Below are 22,616 nucleotides of genomic sequence, written 5' to 3' on the forward strand. Positions count from 1 at the left end.
CTTGCCAGACTGCGACCCATGACCAGCGACATCGGTATCGCCCGCGGCACGGCGCTCTACATCGGAGCGTTGCTCGGCCCCGGTCTCCTGCTGCTGCCCGGGCTCGCCGCCAGCCAGGCCGGCCCCGCCTCGGTGCTCGTCTGGGCCCTGCTGCTCGGCGCCTCCGCCCTGTTCGCCGTGGTGTTCGCGGCCCTCGGCGTGCGGCACCCGTCGGCCGGGGGCGTCTGGGGGTACGCCACCGCCGGCCTCGGCGCGCGGGCCGGCCGCGTGGTCGGCTGGTGCTTCCTGGCCGGGGTGATCAGTGGCGCTCCCATCGTCTGTGTGGTGGGCGGCAACTACGTGGCCGAGCTGACCGGCGGGGGCGTACGCGTCGCCGCGACCACGGCGGCCCTCCTGCTCGTGGGTACCCTCGCCGTCACCGCGCGCGGCGTGCGTACCTCCTCGACCGTCCAGTTCGGACTCGTCGCGCTGCTGCTCGTGATCGTGACCGGCGCCGTGGTCGGCGCGGCACCGGCCGCGCAGGCCGCCAACTGGACGCCGTTCGCGCCGCACGGCTGGGGCGCCCTGGGTCCGGCCGCCGCGACGCTGATGCTGGCCTTCGTCGGCTGGGAGGCGATCGCGCCGCTGACCACCCGGTTCGCCCGCCCACGCCGGCAGCTTCCGTTGGTGATCGGCATCGCGTTCGCGGCCACCGCGGTCGTCTATCTGGCGCTCGGCGTGGTCACCGTGGCCGCGCTCGGCGACCGCGCCGGCACCGAGGTGCCGCTGGCCGCGCTGCTCACCATCGCGCTGGGCGCCAGCGGGCCGGCGGTCGCCGCCGTCGGTGCGGTCGTGCTCACGGTCGGCGCGGTGCTGGCCTACATGTCGGGCGCCGCGAGCCTGGCCCGGGCGCTGCGCCCCACGGAGGCCACCGTGCCCCGCTGGATGGCCGCCGCGATCCTGGTCTCGGGGGCCGTGCTGATCGGTCCGCTGGCGACGGGCTGGATCGACCTCGCCACGCTGGTCAACGTGCCGACAACGTTCTTCCTGGTGGTCTACCTGGGCTGCACGGCCGCGGGTTGGCGCCTGCTGCACGGGATCCCGCGGCTGTGCGCCGGCGTGGCCTGCCTGGCGGTGACGGTGGTGCTGGCCTTCTGCGGCCCGGCCCTGCTCCCGGCCGCCCTGGTCACGGTGATCGCCGCCGCCACTGCCCGCCGCGGGCCGGCTGCCCACGAAGCCCGGGAACCCCTCGATGGCGCCGACAGCCCCTCGATGGCCTCCGGCTAATCCCGCCAGCGGCGCCGTCGGGGGTTCCAACCGGCTGCCGGCCGACCGGCTGTGGCGCCGCACCAAGCCGGTATGGAGAGCGCCGCCCTGCCCCTGCACCAGGCTTTGCTCTGCAGCCATATACGCAACACCTACCGGCGGGGGTGTTGCGTATATGGCTGCAGAGCAAAGCGGCGCGCGCAGGGGGAGGGCGGCGGGGGCCGGAAGGTGGTCGCAGGGGGAGGGTGGGGGGGCCGGAAGGTGGTTGCTGGGCCGCGGCGGGCGCGGTTAGGCTCGGTCGAAAGTTTTTCGACCGTGGGGGGACAGGTGCCGGCTGAGGTCGGGCCGCGGGCCACGCTCGCGATGGTGGCCGAGTCGTGCGGTGTGTCGCTGCCGACCGTGTCCAAGGTGCTCAACGGCCGCGCGGACGTGGCCAGTGCCACCCGTGCCCGGGTCGAGGAGGCGCTGCGGCAGCACAACTACCGTCCTCCGGGGGCGCGCAGTCGGGGCACGCCCGCGACGACGCGGACGATCGAGCTGGTCTTCGACGACATCGCCAGCGCCTACTCGACCGAGGTGCTGCACGGCGTCACCGACGGTGGCGACGAGCACGGCGTCGACGTCGTCACCCGCAAGTTCCCCGCGCTCAGCGAGCGACCGCCCCGCAACGATGCGGCCTGGGCCCGCCGGCTCGTCGACGCCGGCCGAAGAGGGCTGATCGTGGTCACCTCCGAGCTCACCTCGCGCCAGCTCGCCGCGTTCGACCGGGTCGGGCTCGCGCTGGTCGTCATCGACCCGGTCAACCTGCCGCGCACCGACGTGGTCAGCGTCGGGGCGACCAACTGGAGCGGCGGTCTCGAAGCCACCGAGCACCTGATCCGGCTGGGGCACCGGCGGATCGCGTACATCGGTGGTCCGGTCGCCTCCTCGCCCAGCCGCGCGCGGCTGCACGGCTACCGGGCGGCGCTGGAGAACGCGGGCATCCCCGCCGATCCGCGGCTGGTGCGCGACGGCATGTTCGACTTCCCGTCGGGGCTGGCGATGGGCGCCGAGCTGCTCGACGCGCCGGACCGGCCGACCGCGGTGTTCGCCGGCAGCGACGAGACGGCGATGGGCGTGCTGGCCGCGGCCCGCGCGCGCGGGGTGCGCACGCCCGAGCAGCTGAGCGTCGTGGGGTTCGACGACACCTACCTGTGCGAGATGGCGACGCCGGCCCTCACCACGGTGCGGCAGCCGCTGCGCGAGATGGGCCGGGTCGCCCTGCGTACGCTGCTGCGCATGATCGCCGGCGAACCGCTCGACTCCCACCATGTCGAGCTCGCCACGACCCTCGTCGTGCGGGAGTCGACGGCGCCACCGGGCTAGATCCGGGCGGTGGAGCCGCGCACGATCAGCTCCGTCGCCAACTCCACGTGGTGGGAGTCCAGCTTCTCGCCGGCCGCCAGGCGCAGGGCGGTGCGCAGCGCCACGCCGCCCATCTCGCGCAGCGGTTGCCGCACCGTGGTCAGCGGCGGTGACGACAGGCGCGCCACCTCGGTGTCGTCGAAACCGACCACGCTGAGGTCCTCCGGCACCCGCAACCCGCGGGCCCGGGCCGCCTCGATCACGCCCGTCGCGGTCTCGTCGCTGCCGGCGAACACCGCGGTCGGCGGCTCCGGCAGGTCGAGCAACGCGGCGCCGCCGGTGAGGCCGTCGCGGTAACGGAAGTCGCCGGTGTGCTGGTATTCGTCGGGGACCGGGACGCCGGCCGCCTCGAGCGCCGCCCGGTAGCCGTGCATCCGGGCCTGGTTGGGCGCCGACCGCGCGGAGCCGCCGACGTAGCCGATTCGCCGGTGGCCGAGCGCCAGCAGGTGCTGGGCGGCCGCCATCCCGCCGGCGAAGTTGGTCGAGCCGACGCTGGTCAACCGGTTGCGCTGCAGGTTGAGCGGGTCGATGACGACGAGCGGCAGGTGGGCGCGGGACAGCGCGGCCAGGTCGGCGGAGGTCAGCTCGTCGACCACCGCGATGACCGCGCGCCGGCCGGCGGCGGCCAGGTCGCGGGCCCACCCGCGCGGCCGGTCGGGCTCCGCGCCGGCACTCGCCCGCGGCCGCGTGCTCACGGCGACCGCGACGCCCGCCTCGGCGCCGGCTTCGAGCACACCCTGGATGATCTCGGTGGAGTACGCGTTGAGGTCGCCCTTGAACATCAGCTCGATGCGGGCGGTGGCCGGGCTGCCCTTGGCCACGGGCGACCGGCGGCCGATGTAGTCGTGCTGTTCGAGCAGCGACTCCACCAGCGCGCGGGTCTCCGGGCCCACGTCGGAGCGCCCGTTGACCACCTTGGACACGGTGGTCACCGAGACGCCGGCCGACTTGGCGACGGTCGCCAGCGTCGCGCGGCCATCCTTGGGCGGCACGGGCCTTCCTCCCATCACGGACCAGCGTCGCCCAAGGGCACGATGGACACTGGTGTGTCGAAGCGCCGGTCGTGTCCGACGACGCGGGTCGGGCCGACGAGCCGTACCGTACCGTGACACGGCAGGTCACCCGCGGAACTGCCGACCAGCACGTCGACGTCGCCGGCCTCGACGATGCGCCGCAGGTCGCGGTCGGTGAACGCCGTGCGGTCGGTGTGCACGTCGAACCGCACGTCCGCCGCCGCGCCCGGCGCGAGCTCCACCCGGGCGAAGCCCGTCAGCTGCTTGACCGGCCGGACCACGCTGGCCACCACGTCGTGCAGGTAGAGCTGCACCACCTCGGCGCCGGCCCGGTCGCCGGTGTTGCGCACCCGGACCGTCACCGCGAACTCGCCGTCGGTCGGCGCCGTCGGCGCCGAGAGCCGCAGGTCGTCGACGGCGAACGTGGTGTAGGACCGGCCGTGCCCGAACGGGAACAGCGGCACCGGGTCGAGGCTGCTGATGTCGGTGCTCTCGGCGCCGAGCGGCGGCTGCAGATAGGTGCCCGGCTGCGCACCAGGGTCGCGCGGGATCTGCACCGGCAGCTTGCCGCTGGGTTGCACCCGTCCCGAGAGCACGCCGGCGATCGCCGCGCCGCCCTCTTCGCCGGGCATGAACGCCTGCACCAGCGCGGCAGCCCGGCCGTGCAGCTCGCCGAGGGCGTACGGGCGGCCGGAGACCACCACGACGACCACGGGAGTGCCGGTGGCCAGCAGCTCGGCCAGCAGGTCGGCCTGCACACCGGGCAGCCTCAGGTCGGGGGCGTCGCAGCCCTCGCCGGACGTGCCGTGCGCGAACAGCCCGGCCAGGTCGCCGACGAACGCGACGCAGACGTCGGCCGAGCGGGCGGCCTCGACGGCGGCGGCGAAGCCGGACCGGTCGTCGCCCTGGATCTCGCACCCGGGCGCGAAAGCGACGTCCACATCGGGCAGTTCGGCGCGCAGCGCGTCGACGGCGGTCGGCACCTCGATGCCCAGGCCCAGCCCTGGGTGGCGGGGCAGCACGTGGTTGGGGAAGGCGTAGCAGCCCATGAACGTACGCGGTTCGGCGGCGCACGGCCCGACCACCGCGATCCGGCCGGCGCCCGAGAGCGGCAGCGCGGCGCCCGGGTCGAGCAGCACGACGGACCGTTCGGCGATCTCCCGGGCCAGCGCCCGGTTGGCCGCCGAGTCCAGCTCGACCGTCGCGGCACCGGCGACCGAGGCCTCGGGTGTCCACTCAGGATCGAGCAGACCCAGCTCGACCTTCTGCGTGAGGGCGCGGCGGGCGGCCCGGTCGACCAGCTCTTCCTGCACCTCGCCGGCCCGCACCAGGGCGGCCAGCGCCGCGCCGTAGCCGATGGTGTCGGGTAGCTCCACGTCGATCCCGGCGGCCAGCGCCAGCGCGCCCGCGTCGGCGTCGTCGGCGGCGATGCGGTGCATGCTGGCCAGGAACGGGATCGCCCAGTAGTCGGAGACGACGGTGCCGGTGAACCCCCAGTCGTCGCGCAGGACGTCGGTGAGCAGCCAGCGGTCGGCGCCGGCCGGCACGCCGTCGACGTCGGCGTAGGAGTTCATCACGGAGCCGGCGGCCGCGGTGGCGACGGCCGTCTCGAACGGAGGCAAGATCACGTCGATCAGCTCGCGCCGGCCCATCGACACCGGGCCGTGGTTGCGGGCGCCGCGGGAGGCCGAGTAGCCGGCGAAGTGCTTGAGCGTGGCGAGCACGCCGGCGCTCTGCAGGCCGCGCACGTAGGCCGCGCCGAGCATCGAGACCAGGTGCGGGTCTTCGCCCATCGTCTCCTCGACCCGGCCCCAGCGGTAGTCGCGCACGACGTCGAGCACCGGCGACAGTCCTTGGTGGACACCCACGGCGGCCATGTCGCGGCCGATCGCGGCCGCCATCCGCTCGATGAGCTCGGGGGAGAAGGTCGCGCCCCAGGCGATCGCGGCCGGATAGACCGTCGCGCCGTAGGTGGTGAACCCCGTCAGGCACTCCTCGTGCACCAGGGCGGGGATGCGCAGCCGGTGCGCGTCGAGCACGACGTGGTGCTGGCGCACCAGCTCCGCCGCGCCGTCGGCCGCGGTGATCGGCGCGCTGCCGTAGACCCGGGTGAGGTGGCCGAGACCGTGCCGGCTGGCCTCGTCGAGGGGGAGGTCGCCGGCGGAGAAGACGTCCTGCATGGGCGCGACGTTGTGGTCGGGCGCGAAGACCGGCTCCGTCTCGTCGTGCAGGTCCTTGCGGGTCCACCGGCTGCCGAGCTGGGCGATCTTCTCGTCCAGCGTCATCGCGGCCAGCAACAGCTCGACCCGCTCGGCCACCGGCCGGCCGGTGTCGTGCCAGGGTTGGGTCGCGACCTGCGCGGGTTGGGTGACCACGGGGGTGCCTCCTTCGCGCAAGCTAGGGGTACGTCTTCGAAACTTTCGAAGTTTGCGGTGCTCGCCGCGAACCCGCCGGTCACCGGCCGGACACGTCGACATGCCTTGCGCTGGCCTTACTTTCGCCCATCAGAACGGCGGCTTCAAGCCCTTGACACGTCGATGGCGGAATCCTACGTTGACTTGAAAATTCTACGTTAATTTGCGAGATCACCGGCCGAAAATTCCCTGTCCGCGCATCCGTGCGCATGGCTGTGGGAGCGCTCCCCCATGACCGGTGACCCCTCGCCCCCTCGATCGAACCGCCGCGGCCGCCGCGGCACACGAGTACGGAGGTCAGCGTGGAGCGCAACATCCTGTCCCGACGAAACTTCCTGGGTCTCTCCATAGGCGCGGCCGGCGCGGCCGCGCTCGCCGCGTGTGGCAGCGCCGGGCCGAGCAGCAGCACCGGTGGTGGTGGCGGCGCCGGCGCCGCCAGCTACTGGTTCCTCACGGGCACACCCGGCGAGGGCATCCGCACCAACACGGTCAACCGGTTCAACCAGGCCAACCCCGACAGCAAAATCACCGCGACGACGTTCCAGAACGACGCGTACAAGACGAAGATCAAGACCGCCATCGGCGCCGGCCAGGCTCCGACGATCATCTGGGGCTGGGGCGGCGGCACCCTGCGCACCTACGCCCAGGCCGGTCAGGTCGAGGACCTGACCTCGTGGTTCGGCGAGAACGCGGCGGTCAAGGACCGGCTGTTCCCGTCGTCTTTCGGCGCGGCCACCATCGACGGCAAGATCTACGCGATGCCGGCCGAGACAGTCCAGCCGATCGTCCTGTTCTACAACAAGCGCGCCTTCGACAAGATCGGCGCACAGCCCCCGCAGACCTGGGGCGACGTGATGGACCTCGTGCCGAAGTTCAACGCCCAGAACATCGCGCCGTTCTCGCTCGGCGGCCAGTCCCGCTGGACCAACATGATGTGGCTCGAGTTCCTCTTCGACCGGATCGGCGGCAGCGAGGTCTTCCAGGCGGTCTTCGACGGGCAGAAGGACGCCTGGTCGCACCCGGCGTCGCTCCAGGCGCTCACCATGATCCAGGACCTGGTCAAGGCCAACGGGTTCATCAAGGGCTTCTCCTCGATCACCGCCGACTCCAACGCCGACCAGGCATTGCTCTACACCAACAAGGCAGCGATGATGCTGCACGGCACGTGGACCTACGGTGGCATGGCGGCGGACGGAGGCGACTTCGTGTCCAGCGGCAGCCTCGGCTACATGAACTTCCCGCCGGTCGACGGCGGCAAGGGCGACGTGTCCGACACGGTCGGCAACCCCGGGCAGTACTACTCCATCTCCTCCAAGGCCACAGCCGAGCAGAAGGAGACGGCGAAGAAGTTCTTCAAGGAGGCCGTGCTCGCCGACGCCGAGGTCAAGGAGTGGATCGACGCCGGCGCGGTGCCGATCGTCAAGGGCACCGAGAGTGCGTTCGGTGCCACGAAAGACGCCGACTTCCTCAAGTTCGTCTACAACACCTCGGCCAACGCCAAGACCTTCGCGCAGTCGTGGGACCAGGCGCTGAGCCCGACCGCGGCCGAGAAGCTGCTCGACAACATCGCCCAGCTCTTCCAGCTGAAGATCTCGCCCCAGCAGTGGGTCGACAACATGAACGGGACGATCGGGCAATGACATCCCTCGCTCCGCCCGCCCCGCGGAGGAGTACGACCACCGCCGCCCAGGGCGGGCGGAGCGGGTCCATCACCTGGCTGGCGTTGCCCGCGTTCCTGATGTTCGTCGCGTTCGCGATCATCCCGCTGGTCGGCGTGCTGGTGCTCAGCTTCACGCAGTGGGACGGCATCGGCGACATCCACCCGGCGGGCTTCGACAGCTGGCGCAGCGTGCTGGGCGATCCCCAGTTGGTGCACGCGCTGTGGGTCACCTTCCTCATCATGGCGCTGTCGTGGGCCTTCCAGACACCGCTGAGCCTCTTGATCGGCGTCTACCTGGCCGCGCAGAGCCGTTACCGCGAGATCCTCGCGGTGATCTACTTCGTGCCGCTGCTGCTCAGCTCGGCCGCCCTCGCGATCACCTACAAGGCGCTGCTCGACCCGAACTTCGGGTTCGGCGCCGGCCTGGGCGTCCCGTTGCTGCAACAGGACTGGCTGGGCCGCGACAATCTGGCGCTCGGCGTGCTCGTGTTCGTGGTCTCCTGGCAGTTCATCCCGTTCCACTCGCTGATCTACCAGAGCGCCGTGCGGCAGATTCCCAAGGCGATGTTCGAGGCGTCCGAGATCGACGGCGCCGGCCGGCTGCGGCAGTTCTTCAGCATCACGTTGCCCCAGCTCAAGTACACGGTCATCACGTCGTCCACGCTGATGGTGGTCGGGTCGCTGACCTTCTTCGACCTGATCTTCGTGCTCACCGGTGGTGGGCCGGGCGATGCCACCCGCGCGCTCGCGCTCGACATGTACAAACGTGGCTTCCAGGCCAGCCTGATGGGCCCGGCGAGCGCGATCGCGGTGATCCTGGTGCTGGTCGGCCTCGGCCTCGCGTTGCTGCTGCGGCGCCTCGGCGGCCGCGACGCGACCGAGAGTCAGATGGAAGGCATGTGACGTGGCGACGACTCTGACGACAGCACCTGACCAGGCGACCCGGCCCGGCACGCCGCAGCGGGCCGGTCGGGGCGGCCGGCGCCGGATGGTCAACCTGCCGGCCGGGTTCGCGGGGCTGATCTGGCTCGCGATCGTGCTGATCCCGCTCTACTGGATCCTCATCACCAGCCTCAAGACGCAGGCCAACTACTTCCTGAGCAACCCGTTCGCCCCGCCGACCGAACCGACTCTCGACAACTACCGGATGGTCATCGAGGCCGACTTCGTCCGGTACTTCGTCAACAGCGCGATCGTCACCGCCGGGGCCGTCATCCCGGCCGTGCTCATCTCGTTCATGGCCGCCTACGCCATCGTGCGGGCCAGCAACGGCAGCCGCTTCCTGCGCGCGGTCAACTCGGTGTTCCTGATGGGTCTGGCGATCCCGCTGCAGGCGGTGATCATCCCGGTCTACCTGATCATCATCCGGCTCAAGATGTACGACACCCTGCTCGCCATCATCCTGCCGTCGATCGCGTTCGCCATCCCGCTGTCCGTGCTGGTGCTCTCCAACTTCATCCGGGACGTGCCGCGCGAGCTGTTCGAGTCGATGCGGATGGACGGCGCCTCGGAGTGGGGCACGCTCTGGCACCTGGCCTTCCCCTTGGTGCGGCCGGCGCTGGTCACGGTGACCATCTACAACGGACTGTCCATCTGGAACGGTTTCCTGCTGCCGCTGATCCTGACCCAGAGCCCGACGCAGCGCACGCTGCCGCTGGCGCTCTGGACCTTCCAGGGGCAGTACAGCATCAACGTCCCGGCGGTGCTCGCGTCGGTGGTGCTGACCACCCTGCCGATCCTCGCGCTCTACGCGGTCGGCCGGCGGCAGCTGCTCAGCGGCCTGACGGCCGGTTTCGGCAAGTAGATCCAGGTTCAACCGCCCTGCCCTGGGTATGCGGCTCGGATTAGGAGGATCTACCGCCGCGAAGGGGACATCGTGAGCACCAGCGAAGCGACCATCGCCGACCTGTCCACCGCCCGCGAGGTGGCCCGGCAGCTCCGGGTCGACTCGGTGCGGGCCAGCACGAGCGCCGGTTCCGGCCATCCCACCTCGAGCATGTCGGCCGCCGACCTGCTCGCCGTGTTGATCACCCGGCACCTGCGCTACGACTGGGACAACCCGGGTAACGACGCCAACGACCACCTGATCTTCTCCAAGGGCCACGCGTCGCCGCTGCTCTACTCGGTGTTCAAGGCGGTCGGCGTGGTCTCCGACGAGGAGCTGATGTCCGGCTACCGGCGGTTCGGGCAGCGGCTCCAGGGCCACCCGACCCCGGTGCTGCCCTGGGTCGACGTGGCCACCGGCTCGCTCGGCCAGGGCCTGCCGGACGGGGTGGGCATCGCGCTGGCGGGGCGCTACCTCGACGAGGTGCCGTACCGCGTCTGGGTGCTCTGCGGCGACAGCGAGATGGCCGAGGGGTCGATGTGGGAAGCGCTGGACAAGGCCGCCTACTACCGGCTCACCAACCTGGTGGCCATCGTCGACGTCAACCGGCTCGGCCAGAGCGGCCCGACGGAATGGCAGTGGAACCTCGACGCGTACGCCCGGCGGGCCGAGGCCTTCGGCGCCCGGGTGCTGACCATCGACGGGCACGACCTCGAGGCGATCGACGAGGCGATGCGCGCGGCGACCGACCGCACCGACGACCGCCCGACGGTGATCCTCGCCCGCACGCTCAAGGGCCGCGGCTTCAGCGAGGTGGAGAACCTCGAGGGCTGGCACGGCAAGCCGCTGCCGAAGGAGATGGCCGAGCGGGCTATCCGCGAGCTCGGTGGCGAGAGCGACCTGGTGGTACGCGGCCCGATGCCGGTCGACGAGGCGCCGGCCGTGCGGTCGGCGAGCACGAGCGAGCCGGAGCTGCCCCGCTGGGACGTCGGCGCGAAGGTCGCCACCCGCCGGGCGTACGGCGACGCGTTGACCGCGCTCGGCGGCAGCAACCCGCGGATCGTGGCCCTCGACGGCGAGGTCGGCAACTCGACCTACTCCGAGGAGTTCGCCAAGGCGTTCGGTGACCGGTTCTTCGAGATGTACATCGCCGAGCAGCAGATGGTCGCCGCCGCCGTCGGGTTCAACGTGCGCCACTACATCCCGTTCGCGTCGACGTTCGCGGCGTTCCTGTCCCGGGCGTACGACTTCATCCGGATGGCGTCCATCTCGCGCTCGAACATCCGGCTGGTCGGCTCGCACGCCGGCGTCGAGATCGGCGCGGACGGGCCGTCGCAGATGGCGCTCGAGGACCTGGCGATGATGCGCGCCGTGCAGGGCTCGACCGTGCTCTACCCGTGCGACGCGACCAGCACGGCGGCGCTCGTGAAGTCCATGGTGGACCTCGACGGGGTCAGCTACCTGCGGACGACCCGCGGCGCGTACCCCGTGATCTACGAGACCGGCGAGGCGTTTCCCATCGGCGGCGCCAAGGTGCTGCGGTCCGGGCCCACCGACGCGGTCACGCTGATCGGCGCCGGCGTCACCCTGCACGAGTGCCTGACGGCGGCCGACCGGCTGGCGGCCGACGGCATCCAGGCCCGGGTGATCGACCTCTACTCGGTCAAGCCGATCGACACGGCGACGCTGCACGAGGCGGTGGCCGCCACGCACGGCCGGATCGTGGTCGCCGAGGACCACCACCCGGAGGGCGGGCTCGGCTCGGCCGTGGCCGACGCGCTGCTCGCGGCCGGCTCACCGGCGCTGCGCCTCACCCACCTGGCCGTGCGCGAGATGCCGGGCTCGGGCTCGACGGCGGAGCTGCTCGCGGCCGAGGGCATCGACGCGGACCACATCGCCGCCGCCGCCCGGGCGCTCGCCAGCTAACGCCGCTGGCTGAACCGGACCATGTTGCCCGAGGGGTCGCGGAAGGCGCAGTCGCGCACGCCGTACGGCTGGTCGATCGGCTCCTGCAGCACCTCGGCGCCCGACGCGCGGATCTTCTCGAACGCGGCGTCGCAGTCCGCGACGTCGAAGATCAACGCCGACAGCGCGCCCTTGGTCATCAGCGTCCGCAGCGGCTCCTGGTCGGCGGGCGCCTTGCTGGCCACCGGGTCGAGCCCGATCTCGATGCCGGGCTGGCCGGGCGCGCCGATCGTGACCCAGCGCCAGGGCATGCCCCAGTCGGTCATGTCGACGTCGTTGCGGACTTCGAGGCCGAGCACGTCGCGATAGAAGGCCAGGGCCTCGTCGTGGTCCTCGACGATGATGAAGCAGTGCGAAAGCGTCGGGTTCATGCCTGCGACGCTAGGCCCCGGCGGCGGCCCCTCGCTTCTCCGTTCCTGCTCGGGTCGGCCGGGTCAGCCGCTTGGCGAAGCAGGCCGGCACGGCCGCGAGCCGCGAGTGGTCGCGGGCCCGGTATGCCGACGGGCTCATCCCGACGAGCTCGGTGAACCGCGCGCTGAACGAGCCGAGCGAGGTCGCGCCGACCGCCACGCAGACCTCGGTGACCGACAGGTCACCGCGGCGCAGCAACGCCTGGGCCCGCTCGATCCGCCGCGTCATCAGCCGCTGGTAGGGCGACTCGCCGAACGCCGCCCGGAACTGCCGCGAGAAGTGCGACGGCGACATCAGCGCCGTGCGGGCCAGCGCGGGCACGTCGAGCGGGCGCGCGTAGTCGCGGTCGATCTGGTCCTTCGCCCGGCGCAACAGCACCAGGTCGGCCTGGTTCACGACACCAGCCGGGTACGCGGCCCCGCCCGCAGCACACCCGACGGCAGCTCGCGACCCACCACCCGCTGGGCCAGCGCCGCCGCCTCGACCAGCGCGTCGAGGTCGATCCCGGTGTCGATGCCCATGTCCTCGAGCATGTGCACCACCTCCTCGGTGGCCACGTTGCCGGTCGCGCCCGGGGCGTAGGGGCAGCCGCCCAGCCCGCCCACGCTCGCGTCGAACTCGGTGATGCCCAGGTCGAGCGCGGTAAGGATGTTGGCCAGCGCCGTGCCCCGGGTGTTGTGGAAGTGCAGCAGCACCGGGATGTCGGGCTGGCGCTCGCGGACGAGGGTGACCACGTCGGTGACCCGGCGCGGGGTGGCCATGCCGGTCGTGTCGCCGAACGCGATCCGGTCGGCCCCGTCGGCGACCACGCGGTCGACGATGTCGGCGACCCGCTTGGGGTCGACGTCGCCCTCGAACGGGCAGCCGAAGCTGGTCGCGATGATCACCTCGGCGCTGGCCCCGGCCCGGTGGAGCTCGTCGACGAGCGCGGCGATGTCGTCGAGCGACTCGGCGGTGGAGCGGTTGACGTTGCGCTTGTTGTGCGTGTCGCTGGCCGAGACGACGACCTCGACCTCGGTGAAGCCGGCAGCGAGGGCGCGCTGGGCGCCGCGCGAGTTGGGCACGAGGGCCGAGTAGCGCACCGCCGGCGACTTGCGTACCTCGGCCCACACCTGGTCGGCGTCCGCCATTTGGGGGATCGCCCGGGGGTGTACGAACGAGACCGCCTCGATCCGCCGTACGCCCGTGTCGGAGAGCGCGTCCAGCAGCTCGATCTTGGCCGCGGTGGGCACCGGATCCTCGTTTTGCAGCCCATCACGGGGTGCGACCTCGCGGATCGCGACAGAGCCGGGCATGGGGTTCATGAACTCATGTTAAGTCGCGTTCGGGTTGCGGGATCCGGCCCCGCAGGGTTACGTGGGTCTTGGACGGCCGCAAATCCGCTCGCCGTTGGGGACGGCCCTGTCAGCTGCGGTCTCAACACTCCCCTGCCGCTCAACTGGAGGGTTTCACCATGCTCGCAGTGACCGACAACGCCGTCGCGGTGATCCGCGACCTCACCGGCCAGCAGAACCTGCCGGACGGTGCCGGCGTACGCATCGCGTCCGACCCGACTCAGGGCGCGCTCACCATGAGCCTCGCCACCTCGCCGCAGGAGGGCGACCAGGTCGTCGACCAGTCCGGCGCACGGCTGTTCCTCGACGGCGAAGCCGCCCGGGTGCTCGACGACAAATCGCTGGACGCGGCCGTCGATGCCAACGGGGCGGTCCAGTTCGAAGTGGGCGAGCAGCTCAGCTAGCGCTCGTCCAGTGGGCCGGGCGGCGCAGTCCGCGCGGCAGCGCCGTCCGCCCGTCCCCTCTCGCGGATTCCAGCTGCGGCTGGGTGAGGAAGAGCGCGGTGGCCAGCCTGGCCCCGCGCAGGTCCGCGTCGCGCAGGTCGGCCCCGATCAGGTCGGCCCAGCCGAGGTCGGCGTCGCGCAGGTCCGCGCCGATCAGATAGGCGCCGCGCAGGTTGGCTGCCCGCAGGTCGGTGCGGCGCAGGTCCTTGCCGACGAGGTCGGCCCCCCGCCGCTCCCGGCGCGCTCCGGGGGCGGTCCTACGCACCGTGGCGCTGGCCCGGACCAGCAGGTCGTTGACGGCCGCCCAGTGCGGGGCGACGTCTAGCTTGGTGAGCCCGTCGGCGCTCAGCTCGGTCAGCGTCTCGGTCTGGTCGCGGGCCGTCGCCAGCGCTCTGCTCTGGGCGGCCGGCAGCTTCAGGTCGAGGGCGGCGGTGAGGTACCACAGCAGCTCGTGCAGCTCGCGCATGACCGGGAACGCGGTGAACATGGGGCCGGCCAGCTCGGGGTGCGCGCGCCAGTCCCCGCCGGCACTTTGCGTCAGGTGTTGGCCCGCGCCGAAGCAGTCGTAGACGGTGCAGCCGCGGAACCCTTCGGTTCGCAGCTTCTGGTGGATGCCGCAGCGGAAGTCGCCGCCCAGGTTGGGGCAGGGCTGGCGGGCCGGCTTGTCGATGGCGAAGTCGACGGAACGGGCGAACGCCGGCACGACGCAGCACAGGCCCACGCAGCGGGCGCAGTCGGCGGTCAGCTCCACTAGCCGGCGACCCGCTCGTCGTACGCCGCGCGCGCCGCCGCGATCTCCGCCCGGTGCCGCTCCGCCCAGGTGGTGAGGGTGACCAGGGCGTCGTAGATCTCCCGGGCCAGGTCCGTCGCCTCGTATTCGACGCGGGGCGGAACGGTCGGATAGACCGTGCGCTTGAGCAGCCCGTCGCGTTCGAGGTTGCGCAGCGTCAGGGCGAGCATCCGCCGGCTGATGCCGTCGATCGACCGCTCGAACTCGGTGAACCGCACCGGGCCCTGGGCCGCGGCCACGATGATCGCGATGCTCCACTTGCCGCCGACGCGGTCGAGCACCTCGCGGGCGGTGCACTCGTCGGTCATACCCCCATCGTCACAGAGCGCGGGCGCCGGTTACAACTCGTGCACCCATGGCCATTTGCACACTTGTACAATCACCGGATGGGAAATCGGGAGAGCCTCATCGCCGGGGCCAAGCAGTGCCTGCGCGACATCGGCTACACCCGCACGACGGCGCGCGACATCGCCACGGCGGCCGGGGTGAGCTTGGCGGCGATCGGCTACCACTTCGGCTCGACGAAGGAGCTGCTCAACCAGGCGCTGATGGAGGCGCTGGCGGAGTGGGGGGCCGAGCTGGCCGGCACGCTGGAGGCCACCGACGGCTCGGCGGAGGCCGTCTGGGCGGCGGTGATCGCCTCGGTGCGGGGGCAGCGGCCGCTCTGGACGACCCAGTTCGAGCTGGCGGGCCAGGTCGACCGGCTGCCCGAGATCCACGAGTTCCTGGTCGCCGGCCAACGCCAGGGCCGCGCGGAGCTGGCGGGCCTGCTCGGCGCCGCCGAGGGCGAGGAGGCGCGACTGCTCGGCGGGCTGGCCCAGGCATTGCTCGCGGGCCTGGCCATCCAGTGGCTGATCGACCCCGACGGCGCCCTGACCGCCCCCGACCTGACCGCCGCCCTCCGCCTGGCCGCAGCGCGGTAGCGGCTTGCTATTGGCTGCGGCGTTCGCGGACGCGGCGGTAGACCGCCCAGGCGATCAACCCGGCCACCACGACCGCGGCGATGGCGATCGCGCCCCATTTCCCGATCGCGCCCTCGATCATCTGGTACGAGTTGCCCGCGAGGTAGCCGATGAGCACCGAACCGACTCCCCAGACCACGCCGCCGGCCGCGTTGTAGGCCAGGAACCGCCGGTAGTGCATGTGCGAGACGCCGGCCAGGAACGGCACGAAGGCGCGCAGGAACGCGATGAACCGCCCCAGGAAGACCGCCGGGCCGCCGCGTCGGGCCAGGAACGCGCGGGCCGACTCCACCTGTTTCTCGCGTCTGCGCAGCCACTTCACGCCCAGCAGCCGATATCCCCACCGCGAGCCGATCTCGTAGCCCACCGTGTCACCGAGGATCGCCGCCACCACCACGATCGCGGACATCCAGTAGATGTTGACGTGGCCGAGCCCGGCGGACACGCCACCCAGGATCGCGGCGGTCTCGCCGGGCAGGATGAAGCCGAAGAAGAGCGCGTCCTCGGCGAACACCACCACGCCGACGATCACGTAGACGATGATGGCCCGCTGGTCGACCAGGCTGTTGAGCACGTCGCTCACTGGGCGATCTTACGCGGAGTGATCAGGCCCTCACGTGAGAGCGCGGGCGATCCGGGTACGGGATCATTGCACCTGACGGCGAGGAGGACTGCTGTGACCGAACCACTCGTGCGCACCGAGGTGCCCCCGTCCGGCACCGGCTGCGCGGAATGTCTGGCCAGCGGCGGCTGGTGGCTGCACCTGCGCCGCTGCGCCACCTGCGGCCACATCGGCTGCTGCGACAACTCGCCGGCGCAGCACGCCACCGCCCACGCCACGGGCGACGAGGGACACGCGATCATCCAGTCGTACGAGCCGGGCGAGGACTGGTTCTACGACTACCGCAGCGGCGAGTTCCTCGAGGGCCCGGAGCTCGCGGAGCCCTGCAGCCACCCGCTGGACCAGCCGGCGCCGGGTCCCAAGGGCCAGGTCCCCAAGGACTGGCAGCGCCACCTCAACACCTAGGGGGTGGCCCCCGGCGCGCGGAGCGCCAGGGGCCACGACGGCTTCAGAGCAGGCTGGCCACGGCGCGCCTGGTGAGCACGCCGGCCAGGTGGCGGCGATAGTCGGCGCTGGCCGACACGTCGTCGCCGGGCCGGCTGCCGTCGGCCGCGCGGGCGGCGGCCGAGCCGATCGCGTCGGCACCGTCGGCGCCGGCCAGGGCCTCCTCCGCGGCGGTGGCCCGCAGCGGCGTCGAACCCATGTTGGTCAACCCGACCCGGGCCTCCGCGATCGTGCCGTTGTCGCGCCGGACCATGGCCGCCACGCCGACCAGGGCCCAGCCCTGCGCCACGCGGTTGAACTTCTCGTAGGTGCCCACCCAGTCGCCCTGCTTGGGCACGCGCACGGCGACCAGGACCTCGTCGGGGCCGACCGCGCTCTCCAGGTAGTCGACGAAGAACTCGGCGGCCGGCACGACGCGCCGCCCGTCGGGTCCCGCGATCTCCATCTCCGCGCCCAGGACCAAGGCCACGGCCGGCAGGTCGCCGGCCGGGTCGGCGTGCGCCAGCGAGCCGGCGAACGTGCCGCGGTGCCGCACCTGCCGGTCGGCCACCGTGGCGGTGGCCTGCGCCAGCAGCGGCGCGTGCTCGGCGACCAGCGGGTCGCGCAGCACCCGGGCATGGGTCACCATCGCGCCGATGACCAGCGCGTCGCCGTCTTCCCGGACGTGCCGCAGCTCCTCGACGCCGCCGAGGTCGACCAGCGTGCTCGGGGCGGCGAACCGCATCCGCAGCAGCGGGATGAGGCTCTGCCCGCCGGCGATCACCTTGGCGTCCTCGCCGCCGTCACGCAGCGCCGAGATCGCCTCGTCGACGGTGGTCGGCGCGGCGTAGTCGAACGACGGGGGGATCATGCCGCACCTCCCTGGATAGCCCGCCAGACGCGCTCCGGCGTGCACGGCATCGCGACGTCGGAGACACCCAGCGGGCGCAACGCGTCGACGATGGCGTTGACCACCGCCGGTGTCGAGGCGATGGTGCCGGCCTCACCGACGCCCTTGGTCCCCAGTGGATGGTCAGGGGCGGGGCTCTCGGTGCGGTCGGTGACGAACGTCGGCAGGTCGGCCGCCGTCGGCAGCGTGTAGTCGACGAACGTGCCGGTCATCAGGTTGCCGTCGGCGTCGTACACCGCCTCTTCGAAGAGCGCCTGCGCGATGCCCTGCGCGATGCCGCCGTGCACCTGACCCTCGACGATCAACGGGTTGATCACCTTGCCGATGTCGTCGACCGCCACGTATTTCCGGATCGACACGCGGCCCGTCTCGGTGTCGACCTCGGTCGCGCACAGGTGGGTGCCGTGCGGGAAGGAGAAATTGACCGGGTCGTAGACCGCGTCGGCGTCGAGCGTGGGCTCGATGCCGTCGGGCAGGTCGTGCGCCGCGAACACGGCCAGGGCGCAGTCGGCGAGCGTCTTGCCGCCGTCGGGGTTGCCCCGCACCCGGAACTGGCCGCCGGTGAACTCCAGGTCGGCCGGGTCGCATTCCAGCATGTGCGCGGCGATCGGCTTCGCCTTGTCGACCACCTTCTGGCAGGCGTTGTAGAGGGCGATCCCGCCGACCGCCAGCGACCGGGAGCCGTAGGTGTCGAGGCCCTTGTAGGAGGTGCGGGTGTCGCCGTGCAGCACCTCGATGTCGTCGAACGGCACGCCGAGCTGGTCGGCCACGATCTGGCTCCACGCCGTCTCGTGACCCTGGCCGTGCGGTGACGTGCCGGTGACCACCTCGACGCGGCCGGTGGGCAGCATGCGTACGCTCGCCGTCTCCCACCCGCCGGCGCCGTAGCGCAGCGAGCCGAGCACCCGCGACGGCGCCAGCCCGCACATCTCGGTGTAGGTCGAGATGCCGATGCCGAGTTGCACCGGGTCGCCGCTCTCCCGCCGGGCCCGCTGCTCCGCCCGCAGCTCGTCGTAGCCCAGCAGCTCCATCGCCCGGTCGGTGGCCTTGCCGTAGTCGCCCGAGTCGTACTCCAGGCCGGCGACCGTGGTGAACGGGAACTCGTCGGCGTTGATCCAGTTGCGGCGGCGTACCTCCATGGGGTCGAGGCCCAGCTCGGTGGCCAGCTCGTCCATCAGGCGCTCGATCGCGTAGGTGGCCTCCGGCCGGCCGGCGCCGCGGTAGGCGTCGGTGATCGTGGTGTTGGTGAACACCCCGACGCACTCGAAGCGGTAGGCGGGGAACTTGTAGATCGCGTTGTACATGAACGCGCCGAGGATCGGCACGCCGGGGCCGACGAGGCCCATGTAGGCGCCCATGTTGGCCAGCAGCTTGACCCGCAGGCCGGTGACGGTGCCGTCGCGCCGGGCGGCCAGCTCGAGATCCTGGATCATGTCGCGGCCGTGGTGGGCCGAGACCAGGCTCTCGGAGCGGGACTCCGTGTATTTCACCGGCTTGCCGAGCCGTTTGGCCGCGATGAACGCGATCAGCTCCTCGGGCGTCACCTGCAGCTTGCCGCCGAAGCCGCCGCCGACGTCGGGCGCGATGACCCGCACCTTGTGCTCGGGCGTGCCGGTGACCACGGAGATGAGGAAGCGCAGGATGTGCGGGATCTGGGTGGCCGACCAGATCGAGTAGACGTCGCCGGTCGGGTCGACGACCACGCTGCGCGGCTCCATGAACGCGGGGATCAGCCGCTGCTGCACGTAGCGCCGGCGGATCACCACCTCGGCGTCGTCGATCGCCGCGCCCGCGTCGCCGCCCGTGCCGGCCTCGGCCGAGTCGAACACCCAGGTGTAGCCCTTGTTGGTGCCCTTGTCGGCGTGCACCAGAGCGGCGCCGTCGGCGACGGCCTCTTCCATGTCGAGCACGGCCGGCAGCGCCTCGTAGTCGACCTCGATCGCGGCGACCGCGTCGAGCGCCGCCGCGCGGGTCCGGGCGGCGACCACGGCGACCGCCTCGCCCATGAACCGCACCTCGTCGACCGCGATCGGCGGCCGGTCGGGCAGCACCATGTCTTCCGTCACCGGCCAGGCGCAGGGCAGCGAGCCCTGGACGTCAACGACGTCGCGGCCGGAGAACGCGGTGACGACGCCCTTGACCTCGAGCGCCGGTGACACGTCGACGTTGGTGATCCGGGCGTGCGCCATCGGGCTGCGCAGGATCGCCAGGTGCACCATGCCGGGCAGGGTGACGTTCTCGGTCCAGGTCGTGCGGCCGGTGATCAGCCGGGCGTCCTCTTTGCGCCGGCGGGCCGCCCCGACCTCGGTCGGGGGAGTCTCGGTGACAGTCATCGGCCCTCCCTCACGGCACCGGCTGGGGTACGGCCTCGTCGGGCACGTTCTGCCTGGGCAGGCCCGAGTCGGGTGTCTCGCCCTCGCCGGCGAGCGGTGTCGGTGGGGCCGGCTCGGCGTCGCCGCCCGAGCGGCGGATCTCCGCGCCCGCCTCCTGCACCGCGCGCACGATGTTCTGGTAGCCCGTGCACCGGCAGAGGTTGCCCTCCAACCCTTCGCGGATCTCCGTCTCGCTCGGATCGGCGTTGTCCGCCAGCAGGTCGACCGCCGCCATGATCATGCCGGGGGTGCAGAACCCGCACTGCAGACCGTGCGCCTGGTGGAACGCCCGCTGCACCGGGTGCAGCGTGTTGTCGGGGCCGGAGAGCCCCTCGATCGTGGTGATCTCGCGACCGTCGGCCTGCACGGCCAGGACCGCACAACTCTTGACACCCTGCTGTCGCCCGTCGGCGTCGCTCATCAGCACGGTGCACGCGCCGCAGTTGCTGGTGTCGCAACCGACCACGGTGCCGACCTTGCCGAGGTGCTCACGGAGATGGTGGACGAGCAGGGTGCGTGGTTCGACGTCGTCCTCGTATTCGACGCCGTCGACCTTCATCGATACCCGGGTCATCAAGCCTCCCGGCTTGCTCCACTGCGGCCGGTGGGAGGCCGGCGCGCATGCTCAACTGCGGGGATGGGCGCGTCACACCCCGGCTGCGTCGCCGCGCGCGCCTCCTCTCTCCACCGCGGTCAGCGGGCGGCCAAGGTCATGCGCGTCGCCTCAGCCAATCTCTTCGGGCGCGGCACCGCAAGAGGTGAGTGTGAAATGGAGCACGCTATTTCGCGATGACCCGCACGAGCGCGTCGAGCGCCTCGACGGTGTGCCCCGCCACGAAATCGTCCAGGTGGGGCAAAGCGGCCGCCATCCCGCCCGCCAGTGGCGCGAAACCGGCCTTGCCGCGGTGGGGATTCACCCAGACCAGCCGGTACGCCAGGCGGGCCAGCCGGTGCGTCTGCGCGGCCAGGGCGGCGGGGTCGCCGCGCTCCCAGCCGTCGCTGAACACCACCACGACCGCGCCCCGGGCGGTGCCGCGCTGTCCCCAGCGGTCCAGGAAGGCCTTGAGCGCGTCGGCCAGCCGGGTGCCGCCGTGCCAGTCCGGGATCGCCACCGACGCCGCCTGCAGGGCCGCGTCCGGGTCGCGGTGGCGCAGGGCGCGGGTGATCCGGGTCAGCCGGGTGCCCAGCGTGAACACCTCGGTCCCGGTCGGGCGGCGGCGCACGGCGGCGTGGGCGAAGCGCAGGAGCGCGTCGGCGTACGGGCTCATCGAGCCGGACACGTCGACCAGCAGCACCAGGCGCCGGGGCCGGTCGCGGCGCCGCCGGCGGGCCAGCCGGGCCGGTTCGCCGGCGTTGCGGAGCGCGGCGCGGACCGTACGCGTCCGGTCGACCTCACCGCCCCGGGCCGGCTCGCGGCGGCGGGTGCGGCGGGTCGCGGTGGCCGGTCCGAGCAGGGCCAGCAGGCGCCGGACCTCGTCGCGTTCGCGCGGGGTGAGCAGGGCGAAGTCGCGCTGGCGGAGGATCTCGACGGTGCTGGTGGACAGCCCGAGGACGTGCGCCTCCTCGTCGACGGCCGCGCCGGGCGCGCCCGACGTGTACGGCGCGGCGACGCTGGGCAGCGCCGGTGTCGTGTTGACGGGGGTGCCGCGGGCCGGCCGCCGGCCGCCGAAGTAAGCGGCGAACGCCGCGTCGTAGATCGCGAGGTCGTCGGGTTCGGCGCAGAGCGTCTGCCGGCCAGCCCAGTAGACGCCGGCCGGGGCGGCCGGACCGAGGGCGTCGACCGCCCGCAGCATGGTCTGCACCCGGTCGGGGCTCGCGGCGACACCGGCGTGCCGAAGCGTGCGGGCGAACCCGACGAGCAGCGCGGTCAGGTCGAGCCCGGCGCCGGTCATGGCCGGGCGGCGACCAGCGCGTCGAGGCCGTTGGCCCGGACCCGCGTCACGTCCTCGCGGTACTTGAGGACCGCGCCGAGGGTGGCAGCCGCGGAGTCGGGGTCGAGTTGGCGGGCGCCGAGCGCCACCAGCGCGCCGGCCCAGTCGATCGACTCGGCCACGCCGGGCGGCTTGATCAGGTCGAGCTCGCGCATCCGGCCGGCGGCCGTGGCGACCTCGGCGGCCAGGCGCTCGGTGACCTGGGGGAGCCGCTCGCGCAGGATGGCCACCTCCCGCTCGAAGCCGGGGTGCTCGACCCAGTGATAAAGGCAGCGGCGCTTGAGCGCGTCGTGCACCTCGCGCGTGCGGTTGCTGGTCAGCACGGTCAGTGGCGGGGTGGCGGCGGCGATCCGGCCGAGCTCGGGCACGGTGATCGCGGCCTCGGCCAGCACCTCGAGCAGGAACGCCTCGAACTCGTCGTCGGCCCGGTCGACCTCGTCGACCAGCAGCACGCAGGGGCTGTGCTCCAACGCCTGCAGCAGCGGCCGGGCGATCAGGAAGCGCCGGTCGTAGAGCCCGGCCTCGATCGCGGCCGCGTCCGGTCGCGTGCCGGTGGCGGTGGCGGCCGCGGTCGCCGCCGCCTCGGCCGCCCGCAGGTGCAGGATCTGCCGCGGGAAGTCCCAGTCGTAGAGGGCCTGCGCGGCGTCGAGCCCCTCGTAGCACTGCAGCCGCACGAAGCGGGCGCCGGTCGCGGTGGCCAGCGCCTGCGCGAACGCGGTCTTGCCGACCCCGGCCTCGCCCTCCAGGAACAGCGGCCGGCCGAGCTTGAGGGCCAGGAAACCGGCCGTCGCCAGGCCCTCGTCGGCGAGGTAGCCGGTCGACGCCAGCGCCCGCGACAACGCTTCGGGGGAGTCGGGCAGCGAGGTCGTCACGGTGCCAACTATGCCAGCCC

At 72.3% G+C, this 22,616-nt stretch carries 21 protein-coding genes and 1 pseudogene; 9 read left to right on the forward strand and 13 right to left on the reverse strand.

Going from position 1 to position 22,616, the window contains the following annotated elements:
* The first annotated feature begins 18 nt into the window (after window positions 1-18).
* On the forward strand, window positions 19-1,266 hold the full coding sequence (locus O7635_RS14145) for an amino acid permease (protein ID WP_278080874.1): 1,248 nt from the start codon (window positions 19-21) through the stop codon (window positions 1,264-1,266).
* Window positions 1,267-1,560: 294 nt separating this feature from the next.
* Window positions 1,561-2,610 carry a LacI family DNA-binding transcriptional regulator gene (locus O7635_RS14150; RefSeq protein WP_278080875.1) on the forward strand — a complete coding sequence of 350 codons (1,050 nt, stop codon included), beginning with the start codon at window positions 1,561-1,563 and terminating at the stop codon, window positions 2,608-2,610.
* Here O7635_RS14150 and O7635_RS14155 read toward each other — a convergent pair.
* Both O7635_RS14155 and O7635_RS14160 read right to left on the reverse strand, forming a co-directional pair.
* Complete coding sequence (locus tag O7635_RS14155) at window positions 2,607-3,641, reverse strand: substrate-binding domain-containing protein (protein WP_278080876.1); 1,035 nt, start codon at window positions 3,639-3,641, stop codon at window positions 2,607-2,609. The genes O7635_RS14150 and O7635_RS14155 overlap by 4 nt on opposite strands.
* 14 nt (window positions 3,642-3,655) lie before the next feature.
* Window positions 3,656-6,037, reverse strand: coding sequence for a glycoside hydrolase family 3 N-terminal domain-containing protein (locus O7635_RS14160; RefSeq protein ID WP_278080877.1), 2,382 nt, complete (start codon window positions 6,035-6,037; stop codon window positions 3,656-3,658).
* Between the two features lie 341 nt (window positions 6,038-6,378).
* On the opposite strand from O7635_RS14160, the gene O7635_RS14165 reads away from it, so the two are divergent.
* From O7635_RS14165 to O7635_RS14180, 4 genes are all read left to right on the forward strand, one after another.
* Window positions 6,379-7,716, forward strand: a complete 1,338-nt coding sequence (locus tag O7635_RS14165; protein WP_278080878.1) for an extracellular solute-binding protein — start codon at window positions 6,379-6,381, stop codon at window positions 7,714-7,716.
* A complete protein-coding gene (locus O7635_RS14170) occupies window positions 7,713-8,639 on the forward strand; it encodes a sugar ABC transporter permease (RefSeq protein ID WP_278080879.1) in 927 nt (308 codons plus the stop codon). The genes O7635_RS14165 and O7635_RS14170 overlap by 4 nt, the downstream gene beginning before the upstream one ends.
* 1 nt (window position 8,640) lies before the next feature.
* The gene (locus tag O7635_RS14175; protein WP_278080880.1) at window positions 8,641-9,540 is read left to right on the forward strand and encodes a carbohydrate ABC transporter permease; all 900 of its coding nucleotides are present in this window, start codon (window positions 8,641-8,643) and stop codon (window positions 9,538-9,540) included.
* 72 nt (window positions 9,541-9,612) lie between these two features.
* The gene (locus O7635_RS14180; protein WP_278080881.1) at window positions 9,613-11,487 is read left to right on the forward strand and encodes a transketolase; all 1,875 of its coding nucleotides are present in this window, start codon (window positions 9,613-9,615) and stop codon (window positions 11,485-11,487) included.
* Here O7635_RS14180 and O7635_RS14185 read toward each other — a convergent pair.
* Genes O7635_RS14185 through O7635_RS14195 form a run of 3 tightly spaced genes read right to left on the reverse strand, consistent with a single transcriptional unit; the run spans window position 11,484 to window position 13,232 of the window.
* Window positions 11,484-11,897, reverse strand: a complete 414-nt coding sequence (locus tag O7635_RS14185; RefSeq protein ID WP_278080882.1) for a VOC family protein — start codon at window positions 11,895-11,897, stop codon at window positions 11,484-11,486. The two genes, O7635_RS14180 and O7635_RS14185, sit on opposite strands and share 4 nt — an antisense overlap.
* 10 nt (window positions 11,898-11,907) lie before the next feature.
* Window positions 11,908-12,333 carry a helix-turn-helix transcriptional regulator gene (locus O7635_RS14190; protein WP_278080883.1) on the reverse strand — a complete coding sequence of 142 codons (426 nt, stop codon included), beginning with the start codon at window positions 12,331-12,333 and terminating at the stop codon, window positions 11,908-11,910.
* Window positions 12,330-13,232 carry a hydroxymethylglutaryl-CoA lyase gene (locus tag O7635_RS14195; protein WP_278085476.1) on the reverse strand — a complete coding sequence of 301 codons (903 nt, stop codon included), beginning with the start codon at window positions 13,230-13,232 and terminating at the stop codon, window positions 12,330-12,332. Before O7635_RS14195 ends, O7635_RS14190 begins: the two co-directional genes overlap by 4 nt.
* 158 nt (window positions 13,233-13,390) lie before the next feature.
* Between O7635_RS14195 and O7635_RS14200 the strand changes: the two genes are divergently transcribed.
* Entirely contained in the window at window positions 13,391-13,675 is a 285-nt protein-coding gene (locus O7635_RS14200; RefSeq protein WP_278080884.1) for an adhesin, read from the forward strand.
* Here the strand turns inward: O7635_RS14200 and O7635_RS14205 are convergent.
* Both O7635_RS14205 and O7635_RS14210 read right to left on the reverse strand, forming a co-directional pair.
* Window positions 13,671-14,465: pseudogene (locus O7635_RS14205) on the reverse strand (pentapeptide repeat-containing protein); the annotation flags it as partial. The gene O7635_RS14200 and the pseudogene O7635_RS14205 sit on opposite strands and share 5 nt — an antisense overlap.
* Entirely contained in the window at window positions 14,465-14,812 is a 348-nt protein-coding gene (locus O7635_RS14210; RefSeq protein ID WP_278080886.1) for a helix-turn-helix domain-containing protein, read from the reverse strand. The pseudogene O7635_RS14205 and the gene O7635_RS14210, both read right to left, overlap by 1 nt.
* 78 nt (window positions 14,813-14,890) lie before the next feature.
* Between O7635_RS14210 and O7635_RS14215 the strand changes: the two genes are divergently transcribed.
* Complete coding sequence (locus O7635_RS14215; RefSeq protein WP_278080887.1) at window positions 14,891-15,427, forward strand: TetR/AcrR family transcriptional regulator; 537 nt, start codon at window positions 14,891-14,893, stop codon at window positions 15,425-15,427.
* 7 nt (window positions 15,428-15,434) lie between these two features.
* Here the strand turns inward: O7635_RS14215 and O7635_RS14220 are convergent, their stop codons facing one another.
* Window positions 15,435-16,049 (reverse strand): DedA family protein, encoded by a 615-nt coding sequence (locus O7635_RS14220; RefSeq protein ID WP_278080888.1) that lies wholly within the window; start codon window positions 16,047-16,049, stop codon window positions 15,435-15,437.
* A gap of 93 nt (window positions 16,050-16,142) precedes the next feature.
* Here O7635_RS14220 and O7635_RS14225 point away from each other — a divergent pair, with 93 nt between their 5' ends.
* Window positions 16,143-16,493 (forward strand): UBP-type zinc finger domain-containing protein, encoded by a 351-nt coding sequence (locus O7635_RS14225; RefSeq protein ID WP_278080889.1) that lies wholly within the window; start codon window positions 16,143-16,145, stop codon window positions 16,491-16,493.
* A gap of 43 nt (window positions 16,494-16,536) precedes the next feature.
* Here the strand turns inward: O7635_RS14225 and O7635_RS14230 are convergent, their stop codons facing one another.
* The 5 genes from O7635_RS14230 to O7635_RS14250 form a co-directional block, all read right to left on the reverse strand.
* On the reverse strand, window positions 16,537-17,382 hold the full coding sequence (locus O7635_RS14230) for a xanthine dehydrogenase family protein subunit M (RefSeq protein ID WP_278080890.1): 846 nt from the start codon (window positions 17,380-17,382) through the stop codon (window positions 16,537-16,539).
* A complete protein-coding gene (locus tag O7635_RS14235) occupies window positions 17,379-19,754 on the reverse strand; it encodes a xanthine dehydrogenase family protein molybdopterin-binding subunit (protein WP_278080891.1) in 2,376 nt (791 codons plus the stop codon). Before O7635_RS14235 ends, O7635_RS14230 begins: the two co-directional genes overlap by 4 nt.
* A gap of 10 nt (window positions 19,755-19,764) precedes the next feature.
* On the reverse strand, window positions 19,765-20,367 hold the full coding sequence (locus O7635_RS14240; RefSeq protein WP_278080892.1) for a (2Fe-2S)-binding protein: 603 nt from the start codon (window positions 20,365-20,367) through the stop codon (window positions 19,765-19,767).
* Between the two features lie 205 nt (window positions 20,368-20,572).
* A complete protein-coding gene (locus O7635_RS14245; RefSeq protein ID WP_278080893.1) occupies window positions 20,573-21,685 on the reverse strand; it encodes a VWA domain-containing protein in 1,113 nt (370 codons plus the stop codon).
* On the reverse strand, window positions 21,682-22,596 hold the full coding sequence (locus tag O7635_RS14250; RefSeq protein WP_278080894.1) for a MoxR family ATPase: 915 nt from the start codon (window positions 22,594-22,596) through the stop codon (window positions 21,682-21,684). The genes O7635_RS14245 and O7635_RS14250 overlap by 4 nt, the downstream gene beginning before the upstream one ends.
* Between the last annotated feature and the right edge of the window lie 20 nt (window positions 22,597-22,616).

The organism is Asanoa sp. WMMD1127 (assembly GCF_029626225.1).
GTDB lineage: Bacteria > Actinomycetota > Actinomycetes > Mycobacteriales > Micromonosporaceae > Asanoa.

Excerpts from the sequence above, each read along its gene's own strand:
- O7635_RS14215 (WP_278080887.1), top strand. The coding sequence starts at position 14,891 with ATGGGAAATCGGGAGAGCCTCATCGCCGGGGCCAAGCAGTGCCTGCGC.
- O7635_RS14200 (WP_278080884.1), top strand. The coding sequence starts at position 13,391 with ATGCTCGCAGTGACCGACAACGCCGTCGCGGTGATCCGCGACCTCACC.
- O7635_RS14245 (WP_278080893.1), bottom strand. The coding sequence starts at position 21,685 with ATGACCGGCGCCGGGCTCGACCTGACCGCGCTGCTCGTCGGGTTCGCC.
- O7635_RS14230 (WP_278080890.1), bottom strand. The coding sequence starts at position 17,382 with ATGATCCCCCCGTCGTTCGACTACGCCGCGCCGACCACCGTCGACGAG.
- O7635_RS14240 (WP_278080892.1), bottom strand. The coding sequence starts at position 20,367 with ATGACCCGGGTATCGATGAAGGTCGACGGCGTCGAATACGAGGACGAC.
- O7635_RS14195 (WP_278085476.1), bottom strand. The coding sequence starts at position 13,232 with ATGCCCGGCTCTGTCGCGATCCGCGAGGTCGCACCCCGTGATGGGCTG.
- O7635_RS14235 (WP_278080891.1), bottom strand. The coding sequence starts at position 19,754 with ATGACTGTCACCGAGACTCCCCCGACCGAGGTCGGGGCGGCCCGCCGG.
- O7635_RS14185 (WP_278080882.1), bottom strand. The coding sequence starts at position 11,897 with ATGAACCCGACGCTTTCGCACTGCTTCATCATCGTCGAGGACCACGAC.
- O7635_RS14170 (WP_278080879.1), top strand. The coding sequence starts at position 7,713 with ATGACATCCCTCGCTCCGCCCGCCCCGCGGAGGAGTACGACCACCGCC.
- O7635_RS14145 (WP_278080874.1), top strand. The coding sequence starts at position 19 with ATGACCAGCGACATCGGTATCGCCCGCGGCACGGCGCTCTACATCGGA.
- O7635_RS14210 (WP_278080886.1), bottom strand. The coding sequence starts at position 14,812 with ATGACCGACGAGTGCACCGCCCGCGAGGTGCTCGACCGCGTCGGCGGC.